Annotated in this window: 16 protein-coding genes and 1 tRNA gene; 3 read left to right on the top strand and 14 right to left on the bottom strand. The window is 73.1% G+C overall.

From position 1 onward, the window contains the following. Nucleotides 1-7: 7 nt before the first annotated feature. The 4 genes from ACFP2E_RS09440 to ACFP2E_RS09425 all read right to left on the bottom strand — a co-directional run bounded on the left by ACFP2E_RS09440 (nucleotide 8) and on the right by ACFP2E_RS09425 (nucleotide 4,829). On the bottom strand, nucleotides 8-1,222 hold the full coding sequence (locus ACFP2E_RS09440; RefSeq protein ID WP_378523377.1) for a bifunctional RNase H/acid phosphatase: 1,215 nt from the start codon (nucleotides 1,220-1,222) through the stop codon (nucleotides 8-10). Then, a complete protein-coding gene (locus ACFP2E_RS09435) occupies nucleotides 1,219-1,707 on the bottom strand; it encodes a zinc ribbon domain-containing protein (RefSeq protein ID WP_378523376.1) in 489 nt (162 codons plus the stop codon). The genes ACFP2E_RS09440 and ACFP2E_RS09435 overlap by 4 nt, the downstream gene beginning before the upstream one ends. A gap of 268 nt (nucleotides 1,708-1,975) precedes the next feature. Continuing rightward, nucleotides 1,976-3,136, bottom strand: coding sequence for a Nif3-like dinuclear metal center hexameric protein (locus ACFP2E_RS09430; protein WP_378523375.1), 1,161 nt, complete (start codon nucleotides 3,134-3,136; stop codon nucleotides 1,976-1,978). A 160-nt stretch (nucleotides 3,137-3,296) separates the two neighbouring features. Next, nucleotides 3,297-4,829: an AMP-binding protein gene (locus ACFP2E_RS09425; protein WP_378523374.1), complete on the bottom strand. Its 1,533-nt coding sequence runs from the start codon at nucleotides 4,827-4,829 to the stop codon at nucleotides 3,297-3,299. Nucleotides 4,830-5,007: 178 nt separating this feature from the next. Between ACFP2E_RS09425 and ACFP2E_RS09420 the strand changes: the two genes are divergently transcribed. From ACFP2E_RS09420 to ACFP2E_RS09410, 3 genes are read left to right on the top strand one after another with little or no spacing between them, the layout of a single operon-like run. Further along, entirely contained in the window at nucleotides 5,008-5,529 is a 522-nt protein-coding gene (locus ACFP2E_RS09420) for a hypothetical protein (RefSeq protein ID WP_378523373.1), read from the top strand. A gap of 49 nt (nucleotides 5,530-5,578) precedes the next feature. Beyond that, nucleotides 5,579-6,967 carry an ATP-binding protein gene (locus ACFP2E_RS09415; protein ID WP_378523372.1) on the top strand — a complete coding sequence of 463 codons (1,389 nt, stop codon included), beginning with the start codon at nucleotides 5,579-5,581 and terminating at the stop codon, nucleotides 6,965-6,967. Beyond that, on the top strand, nucleotides 6,952-7,617 hold the full coding sequence (locus ACFP2E_RS09410; RefSeq protein WP_378523371.1) for a response regulator transcription factor: 666 nt from the start codon (nucleotides 6,952-6,954) through the stop codon (nucleotides 7,615-7,617). Before ACFP2E_RS09415 ends, ACFP2E_RS09410 begins: the two co-directional genes overlap by 16 nt. Before the next feature lie 21 nt (nucleotides 7,618-7,638). Here the strand turns inward: ACFP2E_RS09410 and ACFP2E_RS09405 are convergent, their stop codons facing one another. The 10 genes from ACFP2E_RS09405 to ACFP2E_RS09360 all read right to left on the bottom strand — a co-directional run bounded on the left by ACFP2E_RS09405 (nucleotide 7,639) and on the right by ACFP2E_RS09360 (nucleotide 18,542). Beyond that, complete coding sequence (locus ACFP2E_RS09405) at nucleotides 7,639-8,520, bottom strand: serine/threonine-protein kinase (RefSeq protein ID WP_378523370.1); 882 nt, start codon at nucleotides 8,518-8,520, stop codon at nucleotides 7,639-7,641. Between the two features lie 26 nt (nucleotides 8,521-8,546). Next, the gene (locus ACFP2E_RS09400) at nucleotides 8,547-8,993 is read right to left on the bottom strand and encodes a hypothetical protein (RefSeq protein ID WP_378523369.1); all 447 of its coding nucleotides are present in this window, start codon (nucleotides 8,991-8,993) and stop codon (nucleotides 8,547-8,549) included. A gap of 98 nt (nucleotides 8,994-9,091) precedes the next feature. Next, nucleotides 9,092-9,808: a DNA alkylation repair protein gene (locus ACFP2E_RS09395; protein WP_378523368.1), complete on the bottom strand. Its 717-nt coding sequence runs from the start codon at nucleotides 9,806-9,808 to the stop codon at nucleotides 9,092-9,094. A gap of 5 nt (nucleotides 9,809-9,813) precedes the next feature. After that, nucleotides 9,814-10,740, bottom strand: a complete 927-nt coding sequence (locus tag ACFP2E_RS09390) for a lysophospholipid acyltransferase family protein (protein WP_378523367.1) — start codon at nucleotides 10,738-10,740, stop codon at nucleotides 9,814-9,816. A gap of 13 nt (nucleotides 10,741-10,753) precedes the next feature. Further along, entirely contained in the window at nucleotides 10,754-12,334 is a 1,581-nt protein-coding gene (locus ACFP2E_RS09385; protein ID WP_378523366.1) for a lactate racemase domain-containing protein, read from the bottom strand. 25 nt (nucleotides 12,335-12,359) lie between these two features. After that, the gene (locus ACFP2E_RS09380) at nucleotides 12,360-13,565 is read right to left on the bottom strand and encodes a zinc-binding dehydrogenase (protein WP_378523441.1); all 1,206 of its coding nucleotides are present in this window, start codon (nucleotides 13,563-13,565) and stop codon (nucleotides 12,360-12,362) included. Next, nucleotides 13,565-15,907 (bottom strand): HAD-IB family hydrolase, encoded by a 2,343-nt coding sequence (locus tag ACFP2E_RS09375; protein ID WP_378523365.1) that lies wholly within the window; start codon nucleotides 15,905-15,907, stop codon nucleotides 13,565-13,567. Before ACFP2E_RS09375 ends, ACFP2E_RS09380 begins: the two co-directional genes overlap by 1 nt. A gap of 82 nt (nucleotides 15,908-15,989) precedes the next feature. Beyond that, a tRNA-Val gene (locus tag ACFP2E_RS09370) sits at nucleotides 15,990-16,061 on the bottom strand. Nucleotides 16,062-16,355: 294 nt separating this feature from the next. Further along, nucleotides 16,356-16,835 (bottom strand): peroxiredoxin, encoded by a 480-nt coding sequence (locus ACFP2E_RS09365; RefSeq protein WP_378523364.1) that lies wholly within the window; start codon nucleotides 16,833-16,835, stop codon nucleotides 16,356-16,358. Between the two features lie 96 nt (nucleotides 16,836-16,931). Then, complete coding sequence (locus ACFP2E_RS09360; RefSeq protein ID WP_378523363.1) at nucleotides 16,932-18,542, bottom strand: AMP-binding protein; 1,611 nt, start codon at nucleotides 18,540-18,542, stop codon at nucleotides 16,932-16,934.

Raw genomic sequence — 18,542 nt, 5'->3', positions numbered from 1 at the left:
CCGGTGTCTACCAGCGCGGAGCGCCCGTCAGCACCTCATTTCCGGGCGGCAGCGCGTTGAACAGCCGCATCGACGCGCGCGGCCCGCGCCCGTCCGGGCCCGCCGTGTAGAACGACAGCACCGACACCGACGCCGGGCTCAGCTCCATCCGGAACACCGCCTCCAGCGGCGCCTCCACCGCGTGCGCCACGAGCGTCTTGATCGGCGTCACGTGGCTCACCACCACGACCGTGCGGCCGGCGTGGGTCTCGAGCACCCGCTCCAGGCCGGCGAGCACCCTCTCCTCGACGGCGCGGAACGACTCGCCGTCGCCGCCGGGGGCCTGGTCGAGGGAGCCCAGCCAGGCGTCGAGCGCCTCCGGATGGCGCTGGGCCACCTCGTCGAAGGTGAGCCCGTCCCACTCGCCGAACTCCATCTCGGCGAAGCCCGGCTCGACGGCGACGTCGAGGCCGAGGCGATCGGCGAGGATCTCCGCCGACTCGAGGGTGCGGCGTACGGGCGAGGCGACGACGGCTGCGACCTCGCCGGCCAGCGGCGCCAGCCAGTCGGCAGTGGCGCGCACCTGGTCGCGGCCCTCGTCGCTCAGGCCGGGGTTGGCGCTGGCCAGGCCGCCCGAGAACCGCTTCTCGACCGTGTGGTTGGTGACGCCGTGGCGCACCAGCACCAGCGTCGTCGGCGGCCCGCCGGGCGGCGACCAGCCGCGAGCCGGGGCGCCCCGCATGTCGGTGTCGGGGTCCTCGATCTCCTCGATCAGCGACTCGGGCTCGGTCTCGGCGAGCGGGCCGCGGGCGGTCACCCCGTCCCGCTTGCCGTCGAGCGCCTCGTTGGCCAGCCGGTCGGCGTGGGCGTTCTGGTCGCGCGGCACCCAGGTGTACGTCGTCCCGGCCGGCGCGAGCCGGGTGGCCTCCATGGCCAGCGGCCGCATGTCGGGGTGCTTGATCTTCCAGCGGCCCGACATCTGCTCGACCACGAGCTTGGAGTCCATCCGGACCTCGACCTCGGCGCCGGGCGCGAACTCCTCGACCAGCTTCAGCCCGGCGATCAGGCCGCTGTACTCGGCGACGTTGTTGGTGGCGACACCGATCGTCGAGCCGTCCTCGGCGATGACCTCGCCGGTGTCGGCGTCCTTGAGCACCGCGCCGTACGCCGCGGGGCCGGGGTTGCCGCGCGACCCGCCGTCGGCCTCGATGACGACTCGACGCGGGGTGTCGCCCTCGCTCACAGCCCGGACTCGGGGGTGCGGACCAGGATCCGCTGGCACTCCTCGCAGCGGATCACCTCGTCGCTCGGCGCCTTGCGGATCACGGCGAGCTCGGCGGCGTCGATGGTCAGCCGGCAGCCGCCGCACTCGCGGGCGCGCAGCGCGGCCGCGCCGACCCCGCTCTTCTGCTCGCGGATCCGCTCGTAGAGCTTCACCAGGTCCTCGGGCAGGTCCGCTGCGGCGGGCTCGCGGTCGCGGGCGACGGCCTCGAGGTCGGCGTCGATCGCGGCGACCTTCTCGTCGCGGGCGGTCGTCAGCGCGGCGAGCCGCTCGTCGGCGGCCCGGACCTGCTCGGCCAGCGAGTCGAGGGTCTTCTGGGCGTCCTCGAGCCGGGCCATCACCTCGAGCTCGTCGTCCTCGAGAGAGGTGATGCGGCGCTCCAGGGAGACGAGCTCGCTCTGGAGCCGCTCGAGGTCCTTCGGGCTGGTGACCAGGCCCTTGTCCATCCGGTCGCGGTCACGCGTGCGACGCGCCTTGACCTGCTCGACGTCGGCGTCGACCTTCTGCTGCTCCGTCGTCAGGTCGTCGACCGCGATCTGCGCGTCGCGGACCTGGTCGACCAGCGCCAGCCGCTTGGTCGACAGCTCGGCGATCTCCGCCAGCTCGGGCAGGTTCGCCTTCTGGTGCCTCAGCTGGGCGGCCCGGGAGTCGAGCTCCTGGACGTCGAGCAGCTTCAGTTGGGCGGACGGGTCGGCTTTCAGCGTCGGCTCCTTGCTAGAGGCGGAAGTGCCAGGGATCGGTGCACAGAGTGCTCACGCGGGTCTCCACCGTATCGCCCACCGCCTCCGCCACCTTCGCCCGGACCACCGGCAGCCACGTCCACTCCGCGGCCCAGTGCGCCACGTCGACGAGCGCCGGCCCGCCGTCCCCGTGGAAGCGGGCCTTCTCGAGGAACTCCGCGGCGGGGTGGTGCCGCAGGTCGCTGGTGACGTAGACGTCGGCCCCGGAGGCCAGGACGTCGTCGAGCATGAAGTCCCCCGCCCCGCCGCAGACCGCCACCCGGCGGACCTCCCGCTCGGGGTCGCCGGCCACCCGGACGCCGTGCGCGGTGGCCGGCAGCGCGGCGGCGACGCGGTCGGCGAACGCCCGCAGCGACTGCGGCTCGACCGACCCGATCCGCCCGGCACCGGTGGGGGCGGGACCGGACTGGCCGGTCGGGGCGAGCTCGACGACGTCGTACGCCGGCTCCTCGTAGGGGTGGGCGGCCACCAGGGCGTCCACCACCCGCCGCCGCAGCCGGCGGTCGAGGACCACCTCGACGCGCTCCTCCTCGACCTCCTCGAGGTCGCCGACGGCGCCGATGGTGGGGTTCGCCCCCTCCAGCGGACGGAACCGGCCCCGGCCCGGCGTCGAGAACGAGGCGTGGTCGTAGTCGCCGATCCGGCCGGCACCTGCTTCGGCGAGGGCCGCGCGCACCCGGTCGGCGTCGGCGGGCGGAACGAACACGGTGAGCTTGTCGATCCCCCCGGCGCCGCGCGGCAGCACGGGCGCGAGGTCGGTCAGCCCGAGCGCCGTCGCCATCGCCTCGGACACCCCGCCGACCGCCTGGTCGGCGTTGGTGTGGGCGGTGAGCAGCGCGCAGCCGGCGGCCGCGAGCGTGGCCAGCGTGCGGCCCTTCGGGGTGGTGGCGGCGAACCCGTGGACCGGCTTGAGGAACAGCGGGTGGTGCACGACCAGCAGGTCGGCGTCCCACGCGGCGGCCTCCCGCGCCACCTCGGGAGTCGGGTCGACGGCGAACATGACCCGGCGCACCGGCTGCGCCGGGTCGCCGTGCACGAGCCCGACCGCGTCCCACGAGTCCGCGGTGCCGGGCGGGTACCACCCATGGACCAGGTCGACGAGGTCCTGCAGCGTGCGCTCGGCCGTGGCAGACATGGCGCTCAGGCTAGTGGGCCGTGGGTCCTCCGCCAGCCGCCGAGCTGCCGAGCTGCCACCAGTTGTCACCCCTACGGCCCCGACCTGCCACCAGTTGCCACCGCACGCGTGAACTGATGGCAGCTCGGCGAGGTGGGCGCGAGGCCAGCGCTCCCGCGGGTCAGTGGACCTGCCGGTCGTAGCCCTCCCAGTACGGCGCCCGCAGCTTGAACTTCTGGAGCTTGCCGGTGGCGGTGCGGGCCAGCTCGTCGCGGAACTCGATCGAGGTGGGCGCCTTGTAGCCGGCGGCCTTCTCCTTGCACCAGGCGATCAGCTCCGCCTCGCTCGCCTGCTCCTCGTCGGCGAGCACGACGAGGGCCTTGATGGTCTCGCCCCACTTCTCCGAGGGCACCCCGATCACCGCCACCTCGGCCACGGCCGGGTGGGAGAACAGCACGTCCTCGACCTCGATCGAGCTGACGTTCTCGCCGCCGGTGATGATCACGTCCTTCTTGCGGTCGGAGATCGTGAGGTAGCCGTCGTCGCCGAGGACTCCCCCGTCGCCGGTGTGGAACCAGCCGCCCGCCAGCGCACGGGCCGACTCCTCCGGCTGCTCCCAGTAGCCCTCGAGCACCACGTTGGACCGGGCCAGTACCTCGCCCTCGCGGTCGGTCGTCAGCCGGACCCCGAGCGCCGGGGCGCCGGCGCGGACCAGCCTGCCCGCCCGCTCATCGGCGGGCAGGTCGTCCCACTCCTGCAGGGTGCGGTTGATCGTGAGGAGGGGCGAGGTCTCGGTGAGCCCGTAGATCTGGATGAACTCCCAGCCGAGCTCCTCCTCGACGCGCACGACCGTCTGCGTCGGCGGCGGGGCACCGGCCATGATGATCCGCACCCGGTCGCGGCCGGGGATCTCGCCGTCCCAGTCCCGGGCCGCCTCGAGCACGGCGTTGGCGACCGCCGGGGCTGCGCACATCACGGTGACACCGTGCTCCTCGACCCGTCGGAGGATCTCCGCGCCGTCGACCTTGCGCAGCACGACCTGCTTCACGCCCAGCCCGGTCATCGTGAACGGCATGCCCCAGCCGTTGGCGTGGAACATCGGCAGCGTGTGGAGGTAGACGTCGCGGTCGGTGACGCCGGCGTGCAGGCCGAAGGTGACGGCATTGACCCAGATGTTGCGGTGGGTGATCTGGACGCCCTTGGGCCGGGCGGTCGTGCCGGAGGTGTAGTTGATGCAGGCGGTTGCGTTCTCGTCCGGCTCCCACGCCTTCGGCTCCGCGCCCGCGGGGGCGTAGAGGTCCTCGTCGCGACCGAGGACGAAGCGGTGCTCGGCGGTGACGCCGGCGAGCGCCTCGTCGAGCTCCGGGTCCACCAGCAGCACGCGCGCCCCGGAGTGCTCGACGATGTAGGCGACCTCGTCGGGCCGCAGCCGGAAGTTCACCGGGACCAGCACCCGCCCGTGCCCGGCCACCCCGAAGAACGACGTCAGCAGCCGGGCGCTGTTGTGGCTGACGATCGCCACCCGGTCCCCCACGCCGATGCCGAGGTCGTCGAGCCTCGCTGCCTGCCGCCGTGCGAGCGCCGCCAACTCGGCGTACGTCAGCTCACCGAGGCCCGGAGCCGGCTGGTCGGGCTCGTCGACCACACCGGTTCGCTGGCCGTAGACCGTGACCGCGCGATCGATGAAGTCGGCGATGCTGAGCGGGACGAACATGGGCTGCTCCTCGGGCCGGCTGGGGTGACCTCCGTCACTGTAGCCACGGCCGTCGGGTGCGCCGGCCCGCGTGGGCCGCCGTGCGACGAACCGTCACCGCCGCGCGACGAGCGGTCCGATGAGAGCCTTCTCATCGGTCTCTCACCCCCTGCCCACCCGGGTGGATGATGGTGCTGTGATGGCAACGACGCTGAAGGGCCTCCTGATGATGGCGCTGGTGCTTCCGCTGGCGGCCTTCATCGCGGGCGCCGTGGTGGCGACCGCGTCACAGCCCGAGCCTCGCGAGACCATCGTGATCCAGGACGGCCCGAGCTCCCCGGACGAGGAGTCGCAGGCTCCACGCCGCAACGACGAGGCGCGGCAGGGCGGCCAGAAGGCCGGTGTCGACGACGAGGAGACGCCGGACGACGACCCCGAGGACGACGCCGACGACACGGTCGTCACCGACGACGGGCGCGACACCGCCGGGTCCCGGGACGTGACGGTGATCCGTCCCGAGCCGGACACGGTGGACGACACCGGTCAGGAAACCCGGGACGACAACAGCGGCCCCGGCGGCGGCGACGACACCGACACGCGTGACGGCGAGGACGACAACAGCGGCCCGGGCAGCGGCAGCAGCGGCCCCGGCAGCAGCGGCTCCGGCAGCAGCGGCTCCGGCAGCGACGACAACCGCAACCGGGAGGACCGCGACGACTGACCCCTCACCCGACGAGCCCAGGGCCCGGCCGTCAGGGTCGGGCCTGTCGGTGCGCGCCCGGATCACCCTGGTCGTGTCCGCGCTGCTCGCCATCGCCCTCGTCGGGGCAGGCGCGACCGTCTACGTCATCGAGCTGCAGCGCATCGAGGAGCAGGTGGTCGCCGAGATCGACCAGGAGTTCGCGGAGTTCGTGAAGCTCCAGGCCGAGGGCGTCGATGCCGAGACCGGCCAGCCGTTCAGGAACGTCAGGTCGGTGCTGCGGACCTTCCTGCAGCGCAACGTGCCCGCCGACAACGAGCTGCTGATCGGCTGGTGGGACGACGGACCACAGGTCCAGTCACCCGCCTCCACGCTGACCAGCGACGACGCCTTCGTGGCAGCCGCGCGTGGCGTGGTGGCGACCAACGGCGACGTGCGCATCGACGTCGAGGGCCACGGGGAGCTGCAGGTCTCCGCCCAGCGGGTGGTCGGTGGCACCACCGGGGCTCTGGTGGTCGTGGTCAGCCTCGACACCTCCCGCGCCGGGCTGCAGGAGACCATGCGCACCTACGCCGTGGTCGCAGCGCTGGCGCTGCTGCTGGTGACGCTGATGGCCCTGTGGCTCTCCGGCCGCCTGCTGGCGCCGTTGCGCACGCTCGGGCTCACGGCGGAGGAGATCAGCGGGACCGACCTCTCGCGCCGGATACCGGAGACCGGCAACGACGACATCACTGCGCTGACCCGCACCGTCAACGGGATGCTGGCCCGGCTCGAGACGGCGTTCGAGGGTCAGCGTGAGTTCCTCGACGACGTCGGCCACGAGCTGAGGACCCCGCTCACCGTCCTGCGGGGACACCTCGAGCTCGTGGACCCGGACAACCCGCCGGACGTCGAGCAGACCAGGGAGCTGCTGCTGGAGGAGGTGGACCGGATGTCACGCCTGGTCGGCGACCTGATCCTGCTCGCGAAGTCCCGCCGCCCTGACTTCCTGGAGCTACGTGCGGTCGATGTCTCCCGCCTGACCGGGACCCTGCTCTCCAAGGCACGTGTCCTCGGCGACCGCGACTGGCAGGTCGACAGGACAGCCGAGGTCGAGGCCCGGCTCGATGAGCAGCGAATCACCCAGGCCGTCCTCCAGCTGGCCGACAACGCCGTCAAGCACACCTGCGCCGGGGACACGATCGCGGTCGGTACCGCGGTCGAGGGCGACCACCTGCGAGTCTGGGTGCGCGATGTCGGTGACGGCGTGGCTGCTTCGGACCGGGACCACGTGTTCCGCCGCTTCGGGCGCAGTCGCGTCCCGGAGGGCGACGAGGGATTCGGACTGGGGCTCTCGATCGTCAGTGCCATCGCCGAGGCACACGGCGGCACGGTGCGCTACGAGGAGCCCTCCCCTCCCGGCGCCCGCTTCGTGATGACGGTTCCGCTCGGGGAGGAGGACTCGTGGCCCACATCCTGATCATCGAGGACGAGCAGCGCATCGCCTCGTTCGTCGCCAAGGGTCTTCGTGCCGATGGCTACCGGACCACCGTGTGCGCCGACGGGCGTGAGGGCCTCGACGTCGCCCTCCGCGGCGACGTCGACCTGGTGGTTCTCGACATCGGGCTGCCCACGCTCGACGGCTTCGGCGTCCTGGAGCAGCTGCGGTCCCAGGGGTCGCGAGTGCCGGTCATCGTCCTCACCGCCCGTGACTCCGTGACCGACACCGTCTCCGCGCTCGAGAGCGGGGCGGACGACTACATGGCCAAGCCGTTCCGGTTCGCCGAGCTGCTCGCCCGCGTGCGGCTGAGGCTGCGCCAGGGCGATCCCCGGCCCGCCGGCGGCGACCAGCTCGAGGCCGGGGGCGTCAGGCTCGACGTACGTACCCGGCGCGCCACCGTCGGCGGCCGGGAGGTGGAGCTGTCGTCACGCGAGTACGCACTGGCGGAGATGTTCCTGCGCAACCCCGGACAGGTGCTGTCCCGCGAGCAGCTGCTCGACCAGGTCTGGGGCTACGACTTCGACCCCGGCTCGAACGTGGTCGACGTGTACGTCGGCTACCTTCGGCGGAAGTTCGGCACCGACACGATCGCGACCGTCCGCGGCATGGGCTACCGCTTCGGTGGCTGAGGAGCCGGCCAGGTCGCCGGGCTAGCCACGGACCTTGTAGGTGAGCTTCGCCCGGGGCTGCCGCGCCAGGACCGGCTCGAGCGCGTCCGACACCTCCCGTGGCAGCGGCCGGTTCGCGGGGTCCTTCTCGAGGGTGGCGTAGACGATCTTCGCGACCTCCGCAGGGGTGCGCGCCGGCAGCTCGTACGGCTCCTCCACGAGCTGTGGGTACCTGGCCTCCAGCTCCGCACCGTCGCGCGCTCCCTCGTCGAAGGGGCGGTACCCCGCCACGGCGTGGAAGAGGGTGGCCCCCAGGCCCCACACGTCGCTCGCCGGGCCGGGGACGCCGTGGGCGCCGCCCGGGTCGGCCTGCTCGGGCGCCATGTAGAAGTCGGTCCCGATCTGACCGGTGAGAGCTGCCGCCGAGTCCTGGTCACGGGCGACGGACAGGTCGATCAGGCGGGCGGGGGCCCCCATGATGACGTTGCTCGGCTTGATGTCCAGGTGCACCACCGCCACGTGGCGCAGGTAGTGCAGCGCCGAGGCGATGTCGATGGCGAGCGGGAGGTACTGCTGCTCCTGGAGCGGACCGTGCCTCCTGATGAGCGAGGAGAGTCGGGGGCCGTCGATGTGCTCGAGCACGAGATGCGGGCGCGGCCCCTCAAGCTCGTGCCGCAGGGCCCTGACGACGACGGGGTGGTTGACGAGCTCCAGCGTCGCGACTTCGCGGCGCAGCCCACGCAGGCTGGACCCGTCCTCTACCTGGTCCGGCCTGAGCACCTTCACCACCACGGGCGCGTAGGTGATCTCGTCGAAGGCCAGGTAGGCCTCGTAGGCGTTTCCTCCGCCAAGGAGCCGCATGGCGGTGAGCTCCCCGGTCAGCGGCTCACCCTCGGACAGGTGCCAGCTCGCGTGCTTTCCCATTCGTCACACCCCGTCGTCGCAGGCGGTCAGGCGCGCGTGTCGTTGCGGGACTTGTCGTTGGTGTGGTCGGCCGTCATGTCGCGGGTCAAGTGGCCGCCGTCCTTGGTCCAGTCCCGGGTCTTGTCGCCGCGGCTGTGGTCCCGGTCGCGGCTCATCGCCGTGAACCGGCTGTTGGTGGGGTCGTTCTGGTCGCCCGAGTGGGTTCCGGTGTTGGTGTCGGTGTTCCCGGTGTTGGTCCGGGTCTCGTTCTTCGTCCCGGTCTCACCGGCCGTGGTGGCGCCCGAGTCGGTGGCTCCGGTGGTGACGTCGGTGTCGTCATCGTCGTCGTCGGACACCATGACCACGTCAGGCGTGTCCTCGTCGCGCTTCACCGCGTCGTCACCCCAGGCCAGAGCCGAGGGGAAGGCCAGGGTGGAGGTGACGACCAGGCCGGCGACGGCCATGGTGCCGGTGGAGAAGAGCTTCACGTTCATGGTGCTTCCTTTCCGAGAACTCCCGAGACGAACGGTTGGTCACCGACGACGGTGGCGCGCCCCAGTGAAGCACCCGTGAGGCCGGGATGAGACCACTCTCACGAAGTGCGTCGCGGGTCGGGAAGGCCCAGGTGCTTGAGCGCCTCGCGGCGCGACAGCCCGCTGAGGCGGTCGTCGAGCCGCGCGACCTCGGCCCGGACCCAGTCGGGGTCGGTCTTGGCGTACTCCCGCAGCGCCCACCCGATGGCCTTCCGCAGCCAGAACGACGTGTCGTCGGCGTTCGCCTCGACGGCGTGCCGCAGCAGGTCGGTGTCGGTGTCGCCCTTGTGCGCGAGCTGGCACAGCACGGCCGTACGCCGCACCCACAGGTCGTCGTCGACGGCCCACGCGCGCATCACCGCCGTGGTGGCCGCCCGGTGCCCGCGGAGCACCGCGCCGACGAGGTGGGCGGCGACGACGTCGACGAGGTCCCACCAGGCGCCGGTGACGACGAGGTGGCGGTGCAGCGCCAGCGCCGCCGGGTCCAGCCACGGACGGGCCACCCTGTGGCGGGCCAGGGCGAGGGCGGCGTACCGCTCCTCGCGGTGGGTGGCGCCGTCCCACAGCGCCAGCACGGTGGCCTCGTGCGTCGCGCGGTCGCCGGGAGCGTAGTCGGCGAGCAGGGGCTTGAGCAGCCGGGTGAGCTCGGCGGACGTCACGCCGTGGAAGGGCATCGCGGACTTCATGTACGCCTGCTGACCCGCCGCCCGTTCGGGGTCGCCGGCGGCGACGAGGGCGGTGCGGACGGCGGCGACGAGCTCGCGGTCGGCGGGCACGGCCCTCAGCGACGCCAGGCCGTCACCCGGCGCACGCCGGGCTCGGGGTCCGGCGAGGCGGACTGCTCCCAGACCCGCCGCCAGCGGGCGACGTCCGGACCCCCCGGGTCCGGGGTGGTGCCGGCGGCTGCGCGCCGCCGCGCCTCCCACCACGTGGTGGCGTCCTCGTCGAGCAGCGACGCGACCGCGTCGCGCACCCGCGGCGCGAAGCTGCGGGCGGACTCCCCCGAAGCCGGCGACACCGGCTCGCCGAAGCGGATGGTCAGCTGGCGCCGGCCGCGGCTCGGCCAGCCCTGCCCTCGGGGCATCGCGGCGAAGGTGCCACGGTGGGCGATCGGCACGACGGGAACGCCGTGCTCGACCGCGAGCCAGGCGGCGCCCATCCGGAAGGACTGCAGCCAGCCGTCCGGCGAGCGGGTCCCCTCGGGGAAGATCACCAGGCTCCAGCCGTCCGCGAGCACCTCGCCCGGGGTCGCGGCCAGCGACCCGCCGCGGCGGTCGATCGGGAAGGTGTTGAAGACCAGCGCGGAGCCCACGGCACGCCACCAGGTGTCGAAGAAGTAGTCCGCCGCCGCAGCGACCGCCGTCCGCCGCCGCCACTCCTCGGGCAGCGACAGCAGGATCAGCGGGGTGTCGAGGTGCGAGGCGTGGTTGGCCACGAAGATGACCGGCCCCTCGATGCGGCTCAGCACGTCCAGCCCCTCCACCCGGGTGCGCACCTGGGAGCGGAACAGCGGCTCGAGCCCCGCCTTCTGGGCCACCTCCCGGGCGACCCGCGCGGGGCGGCGGCGGGACCAGTCCGTGGGGAACACCGTCGACGTCGGCTCGGGGACCCACGGCTCGGCGGAGCGCGGCACCTGGGCGCGGCGCCCCCAGCGCCAGCCGCGGGCCACGGTCCGGACGTCGTCGACGGTGTCGTGCACGAATCCCATCAGCGGCCTCCCCTCACCGGACGTCCGCGAGCAGGTGGGGCGGGTTGTGCAGGTAGGTGATCGACGGGTTGCTGCCGACCGTCCCCGACGCCATCTCGAGCGCGTCGGCCAGGGTGGTGGCGGCCCGGAAGCCGAGCCGCGACGCCACCCGCCGGTCCGCGCCGACCCAGATGACCTCGTCGACGTGGTCCATCGCGTGCGCCGCCCAGTACCACATGTAGAACGGGTGGACGCCGTGGTAGGCGTGCGAGGTGCGGTAGAGGTGGATGTACCACGGGTCCGTCGCGAACTGCTGCTCGTACTTCTCCCCCACGACCGCCGGGTCGGTGGACTCCGCCAGCACCTCCTCGTAGAAGTCGACGTACGACGGGTGGTGGAGCTGGTTGAAGCCCTCGTTGAGCGGGTGGTAGAGGATCACCGCGCCGCCTCGCCGGACGACGGGCTGGCCGCGGTAGGAGTTGAAGTAGTAGCCGAGCCCCATGCAGGTGGCCAGGATCGGGTTCATCGACGAGCCGACGTTGTAGGGCCCGAGGTAGGGCACCCCCATCACGAGCACGTCGGACTGCCCCTGCACCTCGACGAGCTGCTGGCGGTGGACCATGTCGATGGTGCGCTCGTGGACGGCCTCCGTGTCTCCCGCGTTGATGCCCGTGAGTCCGTAGGGCGCCCGCAGGTCGTGGAACATCCGGTGCCGCATCCGGGAGGGGGCCACGGCGAGCCCACGGCGTACGGCGAGCATCGTCGCCTGGTCGCGCACCGACCACTCCCACTCCCGCTTCATCAGGAAGTCGTAGGGCGGCGGGAAGACCCGGTTGTCGAGGGTGGTCTCGATCTGGAAGATCCGCAGGTGCTCCTTGAGGAGCCGGCCCATCCGCCACGCCGAGTGGTGCAGGTGGGACTTCGTGTGGTCCATGAACGAGTGGGACCGGACCATCGTGCGGGCGGTGTGGTGGTGGCGCAGCGACCGGTAGGACGCCAGCCCGATCGGGACCGACTTGTGGCCGCCGTCCATCGCGACGAGGTTGACGTTGACGTAGACGAGCAGGTCGGACTCCGCGGCCCGGCGGTTGATCTCGACGTCCTCGCCCTTGTCGGTGAGGCCGACGTGGAGCAGGTTGTCGTGGTCCTCGGCGTCGTGGTTGGTGAGCAGTCCCTGGGGGTGGAAGGAGCGGAACACCCGCTCGCCCACGATGTGCCTGAGCTCGGCGTCGGTCATCCGTCGGTGCAGCGCGTTGGCGGCGACCAGCGCGACGTCGTCGACGCCGGCCTCCGCCGCCATCGTGAGGACCTGCTCGATGATCCGCTGGCGGATGTCGGGCCGTTGCATCGTCGGCAGCGGCAGCGACAGGTCGTCGAAGGCGATGGTCAGCCGCATGCCAGGCCGCAGCAGCGCAGGCAGCGGTTCGGAGTCGACGGGGTACAGCAGCGCGTCGCGGATCGCCTGCTCCACGTCCGGCACGGTGGGCAGCGACTCCGGCGGGTAGACCACGCGGGTGCCGAGCGGGAAGCTCTCGAGGCGGAAGCCCTGTCCCTCGTGCACGACGAGCGGGGGCGTGCGGTCGTCCACCTCGAGGACGAAGCCTGGGCGACTCATCGGATGCTCCTCTCGTGCGGGCGGCTCACGAGCGCACCCTGGGGTCGAACGCGACCTTGACCGTGCCGAGCCGGCCGGCCGAGTGGGCGTGGTCGAGCGCCTCCCGCCACCGGTGCAGCGGGTAGGTGGCCACCGTCTTGGCGAGCCCGGCGACGGCGTCGCCGGCCGCCAGCTCGACCGCGAGGTCGAAGGCGGCACGGCCGTCGGCGCCCGGCTCGCGGGCCGCGGACGCGTAGGAGCCGACCACCTCGAGCTCGCGGAACCACGCGGCCGACAGGTCCGCGGCGGCCGGCATGCCGGACAGCACCACCCGGCCGCCGGCACGGGTCGCGTGCAGCGCGGTCTCGAGCGACTGCTTGCTGCCGACGGCGTCGACCGCCACGTCGACACCGCCCAGGAGGTACGGCGAGGACATCTCCGGCTCGAGCTGGAAGGCGCCGGTGCTGCGCCGCACCCGGCGGAGCACCTCGGCGGGCGTCACCACCTCCGTCGCGCCGAAGTCGCGGGCCAGCTCGCGCTGGTGGGCGTGCTTGGCGACCACGGTGATCTCGCCCGCCGGGGTGAGGTTGCGCAGCGCGAGCGTCGTCAGCAGGCCCACGAGGCCGGCGCCGCTCACGAGCACCCGGTCGTTGGCGGTGACCCGAGCCGCGAGGGCGGTGTGGGTGGCGCAGGCCAGCGGCTCGATCAGCAGCGCCTGCTCGTCGGAGAACCCCTCGGGGACCGGCCGCAGCTGGCTGCGGTGGGCGGCGAGCACCTGACCCCAGCCGCCCCCGGTGTCCTTGCAGAACCCGGTCTGCAGCCCCGGTGCCAGGTGGCCGACGGTCACCCGGGAGCAGAGGTTGGTGGCCCCGTCGCGGCAGGCGTCGCACGGGTCGACGCCGCGGGCGGCGCACGCGAGCACCGGGTCGACCACGACGCGGGTACCGGCGGGCAGGTCCTCGCAGTCGTCGAGCAGGTCGGCGACGACCTCGTGGCCGGGCACGAACGGCATCGAGACCACGGCCGAGAAGTAGAGGCTGGTCCGCCCCGAGAGCGCCCCGAGGTCGGAGCCGCAGATGCCGGACAGCCGGGTGCGCAGCCGGGCCCACCCGGGCCGCTGCACGCGGGGCTCCTCGATGGTGACCAGCCGGAGCGGGGCGGCGAAGCCGGTCAGCAGCATCGGCATCCGGCTGCCCATCACCTTGCCGGCCGCGTGGCGGGGCAGCGATCGGAACATCTCCAGCGCGAGCATCACGGGCGACCACCTGCCCTGCTGCCGGCGGCGCTGCCCACCGGGTTGAGCGAGCGGCCCGTCGCCGTGGAGCTGGCCCAGTCGACGATCGGCCAGTGGTGGCGGCGGGCGTGCCGGAAGAGCGGGACGTCGGGGCGGACGGCGACCGGGTGGCCCACCGCCTCCAGCAGCGGCAGGTCGGAGTGGGAGTCGGCGTAGCCGTAGGACCGCGACAGGTCGATGCCGTGCTCACGCGCCCACTGCCGCATCCACGCGGACCGGGACTCCCCCACCAGCGGCGACGACTCCAGGAAGCCGGTGCAGACCCCGCGCTCGTCGACCGCGAGCTCGGCGGCCTCGACGTGGTCGAAGAGCGGCGCCAGCGGCCGGGTGAGCGGCCGGATCGCGCCGGTGATGAGGACGGTGCGGTGACCCGCCGCGCGGTGCTCGCGGATCCGGCGTACGGCGGCGGGGGCGAGACGGGCCAGGACGTGGCCGCCCAGCTCGGCGTCGGCGACGGCGTCGAGGTCGGCGAGCGTGGCGCCGGCGTACTCGCGGTAGACCGACCGGAGGAACGCGCTGCGCTCGCGCCGCTCGGCTCGGACGAGGCCCGGCACCCGGGCCGCCACCCTGCCGAGCTCGGCGAGCCGCTGGCCGCCGGAGAGCTCGCGCAGCCGCAGCCACAGGTAGGTCTCGATGACGTTGGACGACAGCAGCGTGCCGTCCATGTCGAAGAACGCCGCGACGTCGCCGGCATTGTCGGCCGCGCCGTCGGCCCGGGCCGCGGCCAGGGGCTTGATCCGCGGCCGCCCGGCGCGGCGCCGCTTCGCCCGCACCTCGTCCATGGCGCGGATGGGGTCGGCGACCGCCGGGCAGTGCACGTCACGCAGGTAGTGGGTCCAGTCGATGACGGCGGTGTCGAAGGCGAACACCTCGCGGTCCTCGGGCTGCAGCGAGTCGTGGAGGGCGAGGGTGTTGTCGTCGGCGAACCGCAGCTCGGCCTGGGCGTACTCGCGGTAGAGGTCGAGGTAGCGGCGCAGGAACTCCAGCCGCCGGCCCTGCTGGTCGAGCTTGCGCGCGAGGTCGCGGGTGCGGTCGCTGCGCGGAACGTGGCCCAGCGCGAAGTCGGCCACCCTGTAGGCGCGCTCGCTGGTCACCAGCAGCCGCTCGACCGCCTGCGCCCCGGGGAAGCGCCAGTCCGGCAGGCGGGCCGCGCCACGGTCCCCCGCGGCGAAGGGGTGGGCGTCGAAGTAGGCCCGCACCTCGCCGTAGAGGCGCTGGAAGGGCAGCGGGTTGCGGGCCCCCGACGAGACGTGGAAGTACGCCGGCCGGCCGGGCTCGGGCGGGCGGGCCAGGACCGCGACGAGCGCGGCGACCACGTGGTCGACCGGGACGATGTCGACGATGGTGTCCGCGGCAGCCGGGAACTCCGGGAGCTCGCCGCGGCCGTAGGCGAGGATCAGCGGCTCGGCCATCTTGAAGCCCTCGATCCAGCCCGGCCACGGCCGCTCGAGCGCCGACTCGATGATGCTGGGCCGCACCACGGAGACCCGGTGGTCGGCGGCGTGGGCCTCGACGACGCGCTCGCCGAGCGCCTTGGTGAAGGTGTAGCAGTCGGTCCAGCCGAGGCTGCGTGCCCGTTCGGTGCCGATGCGGACCAGCTCGTCGCGGACCCACCGCTTCCGGGCCTCCTCGGTGGCGCCGGCCGCGGTCAGCAGCCCGGCGCGACCGTGCTGGCGCTCGGCCTTGCGCCGCTCCGCGCCCAGCACCGCGGCCGAGCGGGAGCGGTGCTCCACGGCGGCGCGCTGCGCCAGCCCCCAGGCCGTCTCCGCGTCGAGGTCGACGTCGTGCGGCACGGGGCCCTCCGGCACGGTTCCGCGCCGCCGGCCGGCGACGTACGCCGTCGACACGTGCACGTAGTGGACGTGCGGTCCCAGCGCCCGGACCCGGTCGAGCAGCGCCCGGGTGCCGACGACGTTGGTCCGGAAGCCCTCGTCCACGGGCGGGTCGAACGAGACGTCGCCGGCGCAGTGGACGACGGCGTCGAGGTCCACGGGGAGCTCCGGCGCGTCGGCGAGGTCGCCCGGGAGGACGCGCACGCGGCGCTCGAGCAGGGCGTCGACGCCGCCCGCCGCTTCGACGACGTCGGCGAACACCGGCTTGTCGAGCAGCGCGCGGACCCGGGCATCGGCGCCGGTCGACCCGCGCGGCCTGACCAGCAGCGTCACGTGGACGCCCGGGACCTCGTCGAGCAGCAGGTGGAGCAGCGCCTCACCCACGAAGCCGGTGGCGCCCGTGAGCAGCACGCGCGTGCCGTCGAGTCGCGAGGCGATCCGCCCCTGTCCAGCCGACTGCGCGCCCAACTCACGCTCCTCCCGATCGGTGCCTCAACACAATCGGCTCCGGAGCCGGTTGGCAAGGACCCTTCGTCGGGATTCGGAGGGGTGGGCGCAGCAGGGATCGAACCTGCGACCGCTGGTTTGTAAGACCAGTGCTCTACCGCTGAGCTATACGCCCCGAATCGCCGGACCGCGGGCGCCGCACGCCCGGCACGCGGGGCGGCGCCGCTGACCGGCGCGCACAGACTACGCCCAGCCGTTGGTCGGGCCGTGGGCCGGGCCGATCGGCGTCCCCGTCCAGGGCTGACCTGCTGAGAAATAGAGTCGAGCCGCTGGCGTCTCGGGTCACCAGCGGCTCGACATCAAGAACTTTACGGGGCCGTTCAAGCCGATGTCTGCCGATCGGCGCAAAGTCTGCGCCGCGGTCCAGACCAGTCGCAGGCGGGCCGGCACGGGCGCCGACGCGGTCGCGTCAGGCCAGCGCCTGGAGCTGCCGCAGGTGCTCCGAGAGGTCCCGGCTCTCGGGCGCAGGGTTGTGCACGGCCCAGCGGATCACGCCCTCCTTGTCGACGACGAACGACGAGCGCCGCGGGCAGCCGCGGGCCTCGTCGAAGACGTCGTACGCGCGGGTGACCTCGCCGTGCGGCCAGAAGTCACTGAGCAGCGGGAAGTTCAGGCCGTCGGTGTCGGCGAAGGTCCGCAGGGAGTACACCGGGTCGCAGGAGATCGCGAGGACCTCGGTGTCGAAGGTCATGAACTCGTCGAGGCGGTCGCGGATGCCCGCCATCTCGCCGGTGCAGACACCGGAGAACGCGAACGGGTAGAAGACGAGGGCCACCGCCTTGCGGCCGCGGAACCCGGACAGGGAGATGTCCTGGCCGAACTGGTCCCGCAGCGTGAAGTCGGGGGCCGGCTTGCCGACCTCGAGGCCGTGGGTCGCGGAGGGGCTCATGGTGCGCACATCTTCGCACCCCGGCCCAGACCGGGGCCAAACGACGTCTCCCCCGGCCGCCGTGACGTCGGTCGCCCCGGTGCCGGTGGTCGGCGGTCAGTTGTCCCGGGCTAGTTCGCGCTTGAGGATCTTGCCCGTGGCGTTGCGCGGCAGCTCGTCGAGGAAGACCACGTCGCGCGGCACCTTGTAGCGGGCGAGGTTCTGCTTGACCCAGTCGCGCAGGTCGTCCTCCGTGGCGCGGGCGCCCTCGCGGAGCACCACGTACGCCCGCAGCCGCTTGCCGTAGTCGGGGTCGTCCACGCCGAGCGCGGCGACCTCGGCCACCGCCTCGTGGCGGGCGAGGCAGTCCTCGACCTCCTTGGGGAAGACGTTCTCGCCGCCGGACACGATCATCTCGTCATCGCGGCCCTCGACGTAGAGCCGGCCGTCCGCCCCGATCCGGCCGACGTCGCCCGAGGACATCAGCCCGTCGACGACCTCCTTGTGGCCGCCGCCGGTGTAGCCCTCGAAGAGCAGGCCGTTGCCGACGAAGATGCGCCCGGGCTCGCCGTCGGGGACCGGCCGGCCCTGCTCGTCGAGGATCCGCACGACGGTGGCGTATGGCGGCCGCCCAGCCGACGAGGGCGCCTCGCGGAGGTCGGTGGGGTCGGCGATCGAGGCGTAGGCGACCTCGGTCGAGCCGTAGATGTTGTAGAGGTTGTCGCCGAACCGGTCCATCCACTCCAGCGCCAGGTCCCCCGGCAGCGCCGAGCCCGAGCACGCCACGACCTTCAGGTCCGGCACGTCGTGCTTGGCGAGGTCGTCGTCGGGCAGTGCCAGCATCCGCTGGAGCATGACGGGGATGACGACCAGCGAGTTGCAGTGCTCGTCCTCGACGACGCGCAGGCACTCCTCGGGGTCGAACCGCCGGCGCAGCACCACGGTCGAGCCGAGCAGCATGGCCAGGGCCAGGTGGGCGAAGCCCCAGGTGTGGAAGAGCGGCGCCGCGATGTGGGTCCGCCAGCCGTGCCGCAGCGGCATCCGGGAGAGCAGCGACACCGCGGCGTCGATGCCGGCCTCGTTGCGGGGGGCGCCCTTGGGGGTCCCGGTGGTGCCGGAGGTCAGGATGATGATCCGGCTGTGGCGGCCGGGCGCGGCCAGGTCGGCCGTCGAGCCGTCGGCAATGAGGGACTCGAGGCTGTCGGGCCCGGGCTCGCCCTCGGTCCAGGCGACCAGCCGCCGGGCGACGTCGGCCTCCCGCAGCAGGCCGGTGAACTCCTCGTCGTGGATGACGGCCGCCGGCTGCTCGCGCTCGAGCACGTCGACCAGCTGCGGGCCCGCGAAGGCCGTGTTGAGGTAGAGGAGGTCGGCACCGAGCTTGGAGACGGCGACCGTGGCGTCGACGAACCCTCGGTGGTTGCGGCACATGACGGCGACCGCGTCGCCCTCCCGCACGCCGCGCTCGGCGAGCGCGTGGGCCAGCGCGTTGGAGCGCTCGTGGATCTCGAGGAAGGTCAGCGAGCCCAGCTCGTCGACGAGGCCGACCCGGTCCGGCGAGCGGGCTGCCAGCGCGGCGAAGCCGCCAGCAGGCCCCGTGCCCCACTGCCGGACGGCGCGCAGCACCCGGAGCAGCGCCACCGGCGAGTAGGGACGGACGACGCCGGAGCGCGCCAGCACCCTGGCGGCGGTCCCGGTCGCGGCAGCGCGCGTGAGCAGGGTCGACTTCAC

Origin of the sequence: Nocardioides sp. GCM10027114, assembly GCF_042659625.1 — a bacterium.
In the GTDB taxonomy this organism is placed as follows: domain Bacteria; phylum Actinomycetota; class Actinomycetes; order Propionibacteriales; family Nocardioidaceae; genus Nocardioides.
The sequence above is the reverse complement of the archived record's forward strand: the minus strand, read 5'-3'. Positions and strand labels throughout refer to the sequence as shown.

Excerpts from the sequence above, each read along its gene's own strand:
- ACFP2E_RS09435 (WP_378523376.1), bottom strand. The coding sequence starts at position 1,707 with ATGGACAAGGGCCTGGTCACCAGCCCGAAGGACCTCGAGCGGCTCCAG.
- ACFP2E_RS09430 (WP_378523375.1), bottom strand. The coding sequence starts at position 3,136 with ATGTCTGCCACGGCCGAGCGCACGCTGCAGGACCTCGTCGACCTGGTC.
- ACFP2E_RS09425 (WP_378523374.1), bottom strand. The coding sequence starts at position 4,829 with ATGTTCGTCCCGCTCAGCATCGCCGACTTCATCGATCGCGCGGTCACG.
- ACFP2E_RS09420 (WP_378523373.1), top strand. The coding sequence starts at position 5,008 with ATGGCAACGACGCTGAAGGGCCTCCTGATGATGGCGCTGGTGCTTCCG.
- ACFP2E_RS09405 (WP_378523370.1), bottom strand. The coding sequence starts at position 8,520 with ATGGGAAAGCACGCGAGCTGGCACCTGTCCGAGGGTGAGCCGCTGACC.
- ACFP2E_RS09400 (WP_378523369.1), bottom strand. The coding sequence starts at position 8,993 with ATGAACGTGAAGCTCTTCTCCACCGGCACCATGGCCGTCGCCGGCCTG.
- ACFP2E_RS09390 (WP_378523367.1), bottom strand. The coding sequence starts at position 10,740 with ATGGGATTCGTGCACGACACCGTCGACGACGTCCGGACCGTGGCCCGC.
- ACFP2E_RS09385 (WP_378523366.1), bottom strand. The coding sequence starts at position 12,334 with ATGAGTCGCCCAGGCTTCGTCCTCGAGGTGGACGACCGCACGCCCCCG.
- ACFP2E_RS09380 (WP_378523441.1), bottom strand. The coding sequence starts at position 13,565 with ATGCTCGCGCTGGAGATGTTCCGATCGCTGCCCCGCCACGCGGCCGGC.
- ACFP2E_RS09365 (WP_378523364.1), bottom strand. The coding sequence starts at position 16,835 with ATGAGCCCCTCCGCGACCCACGGCCTCGAGGTCGGCAAGCCGGCCCCC.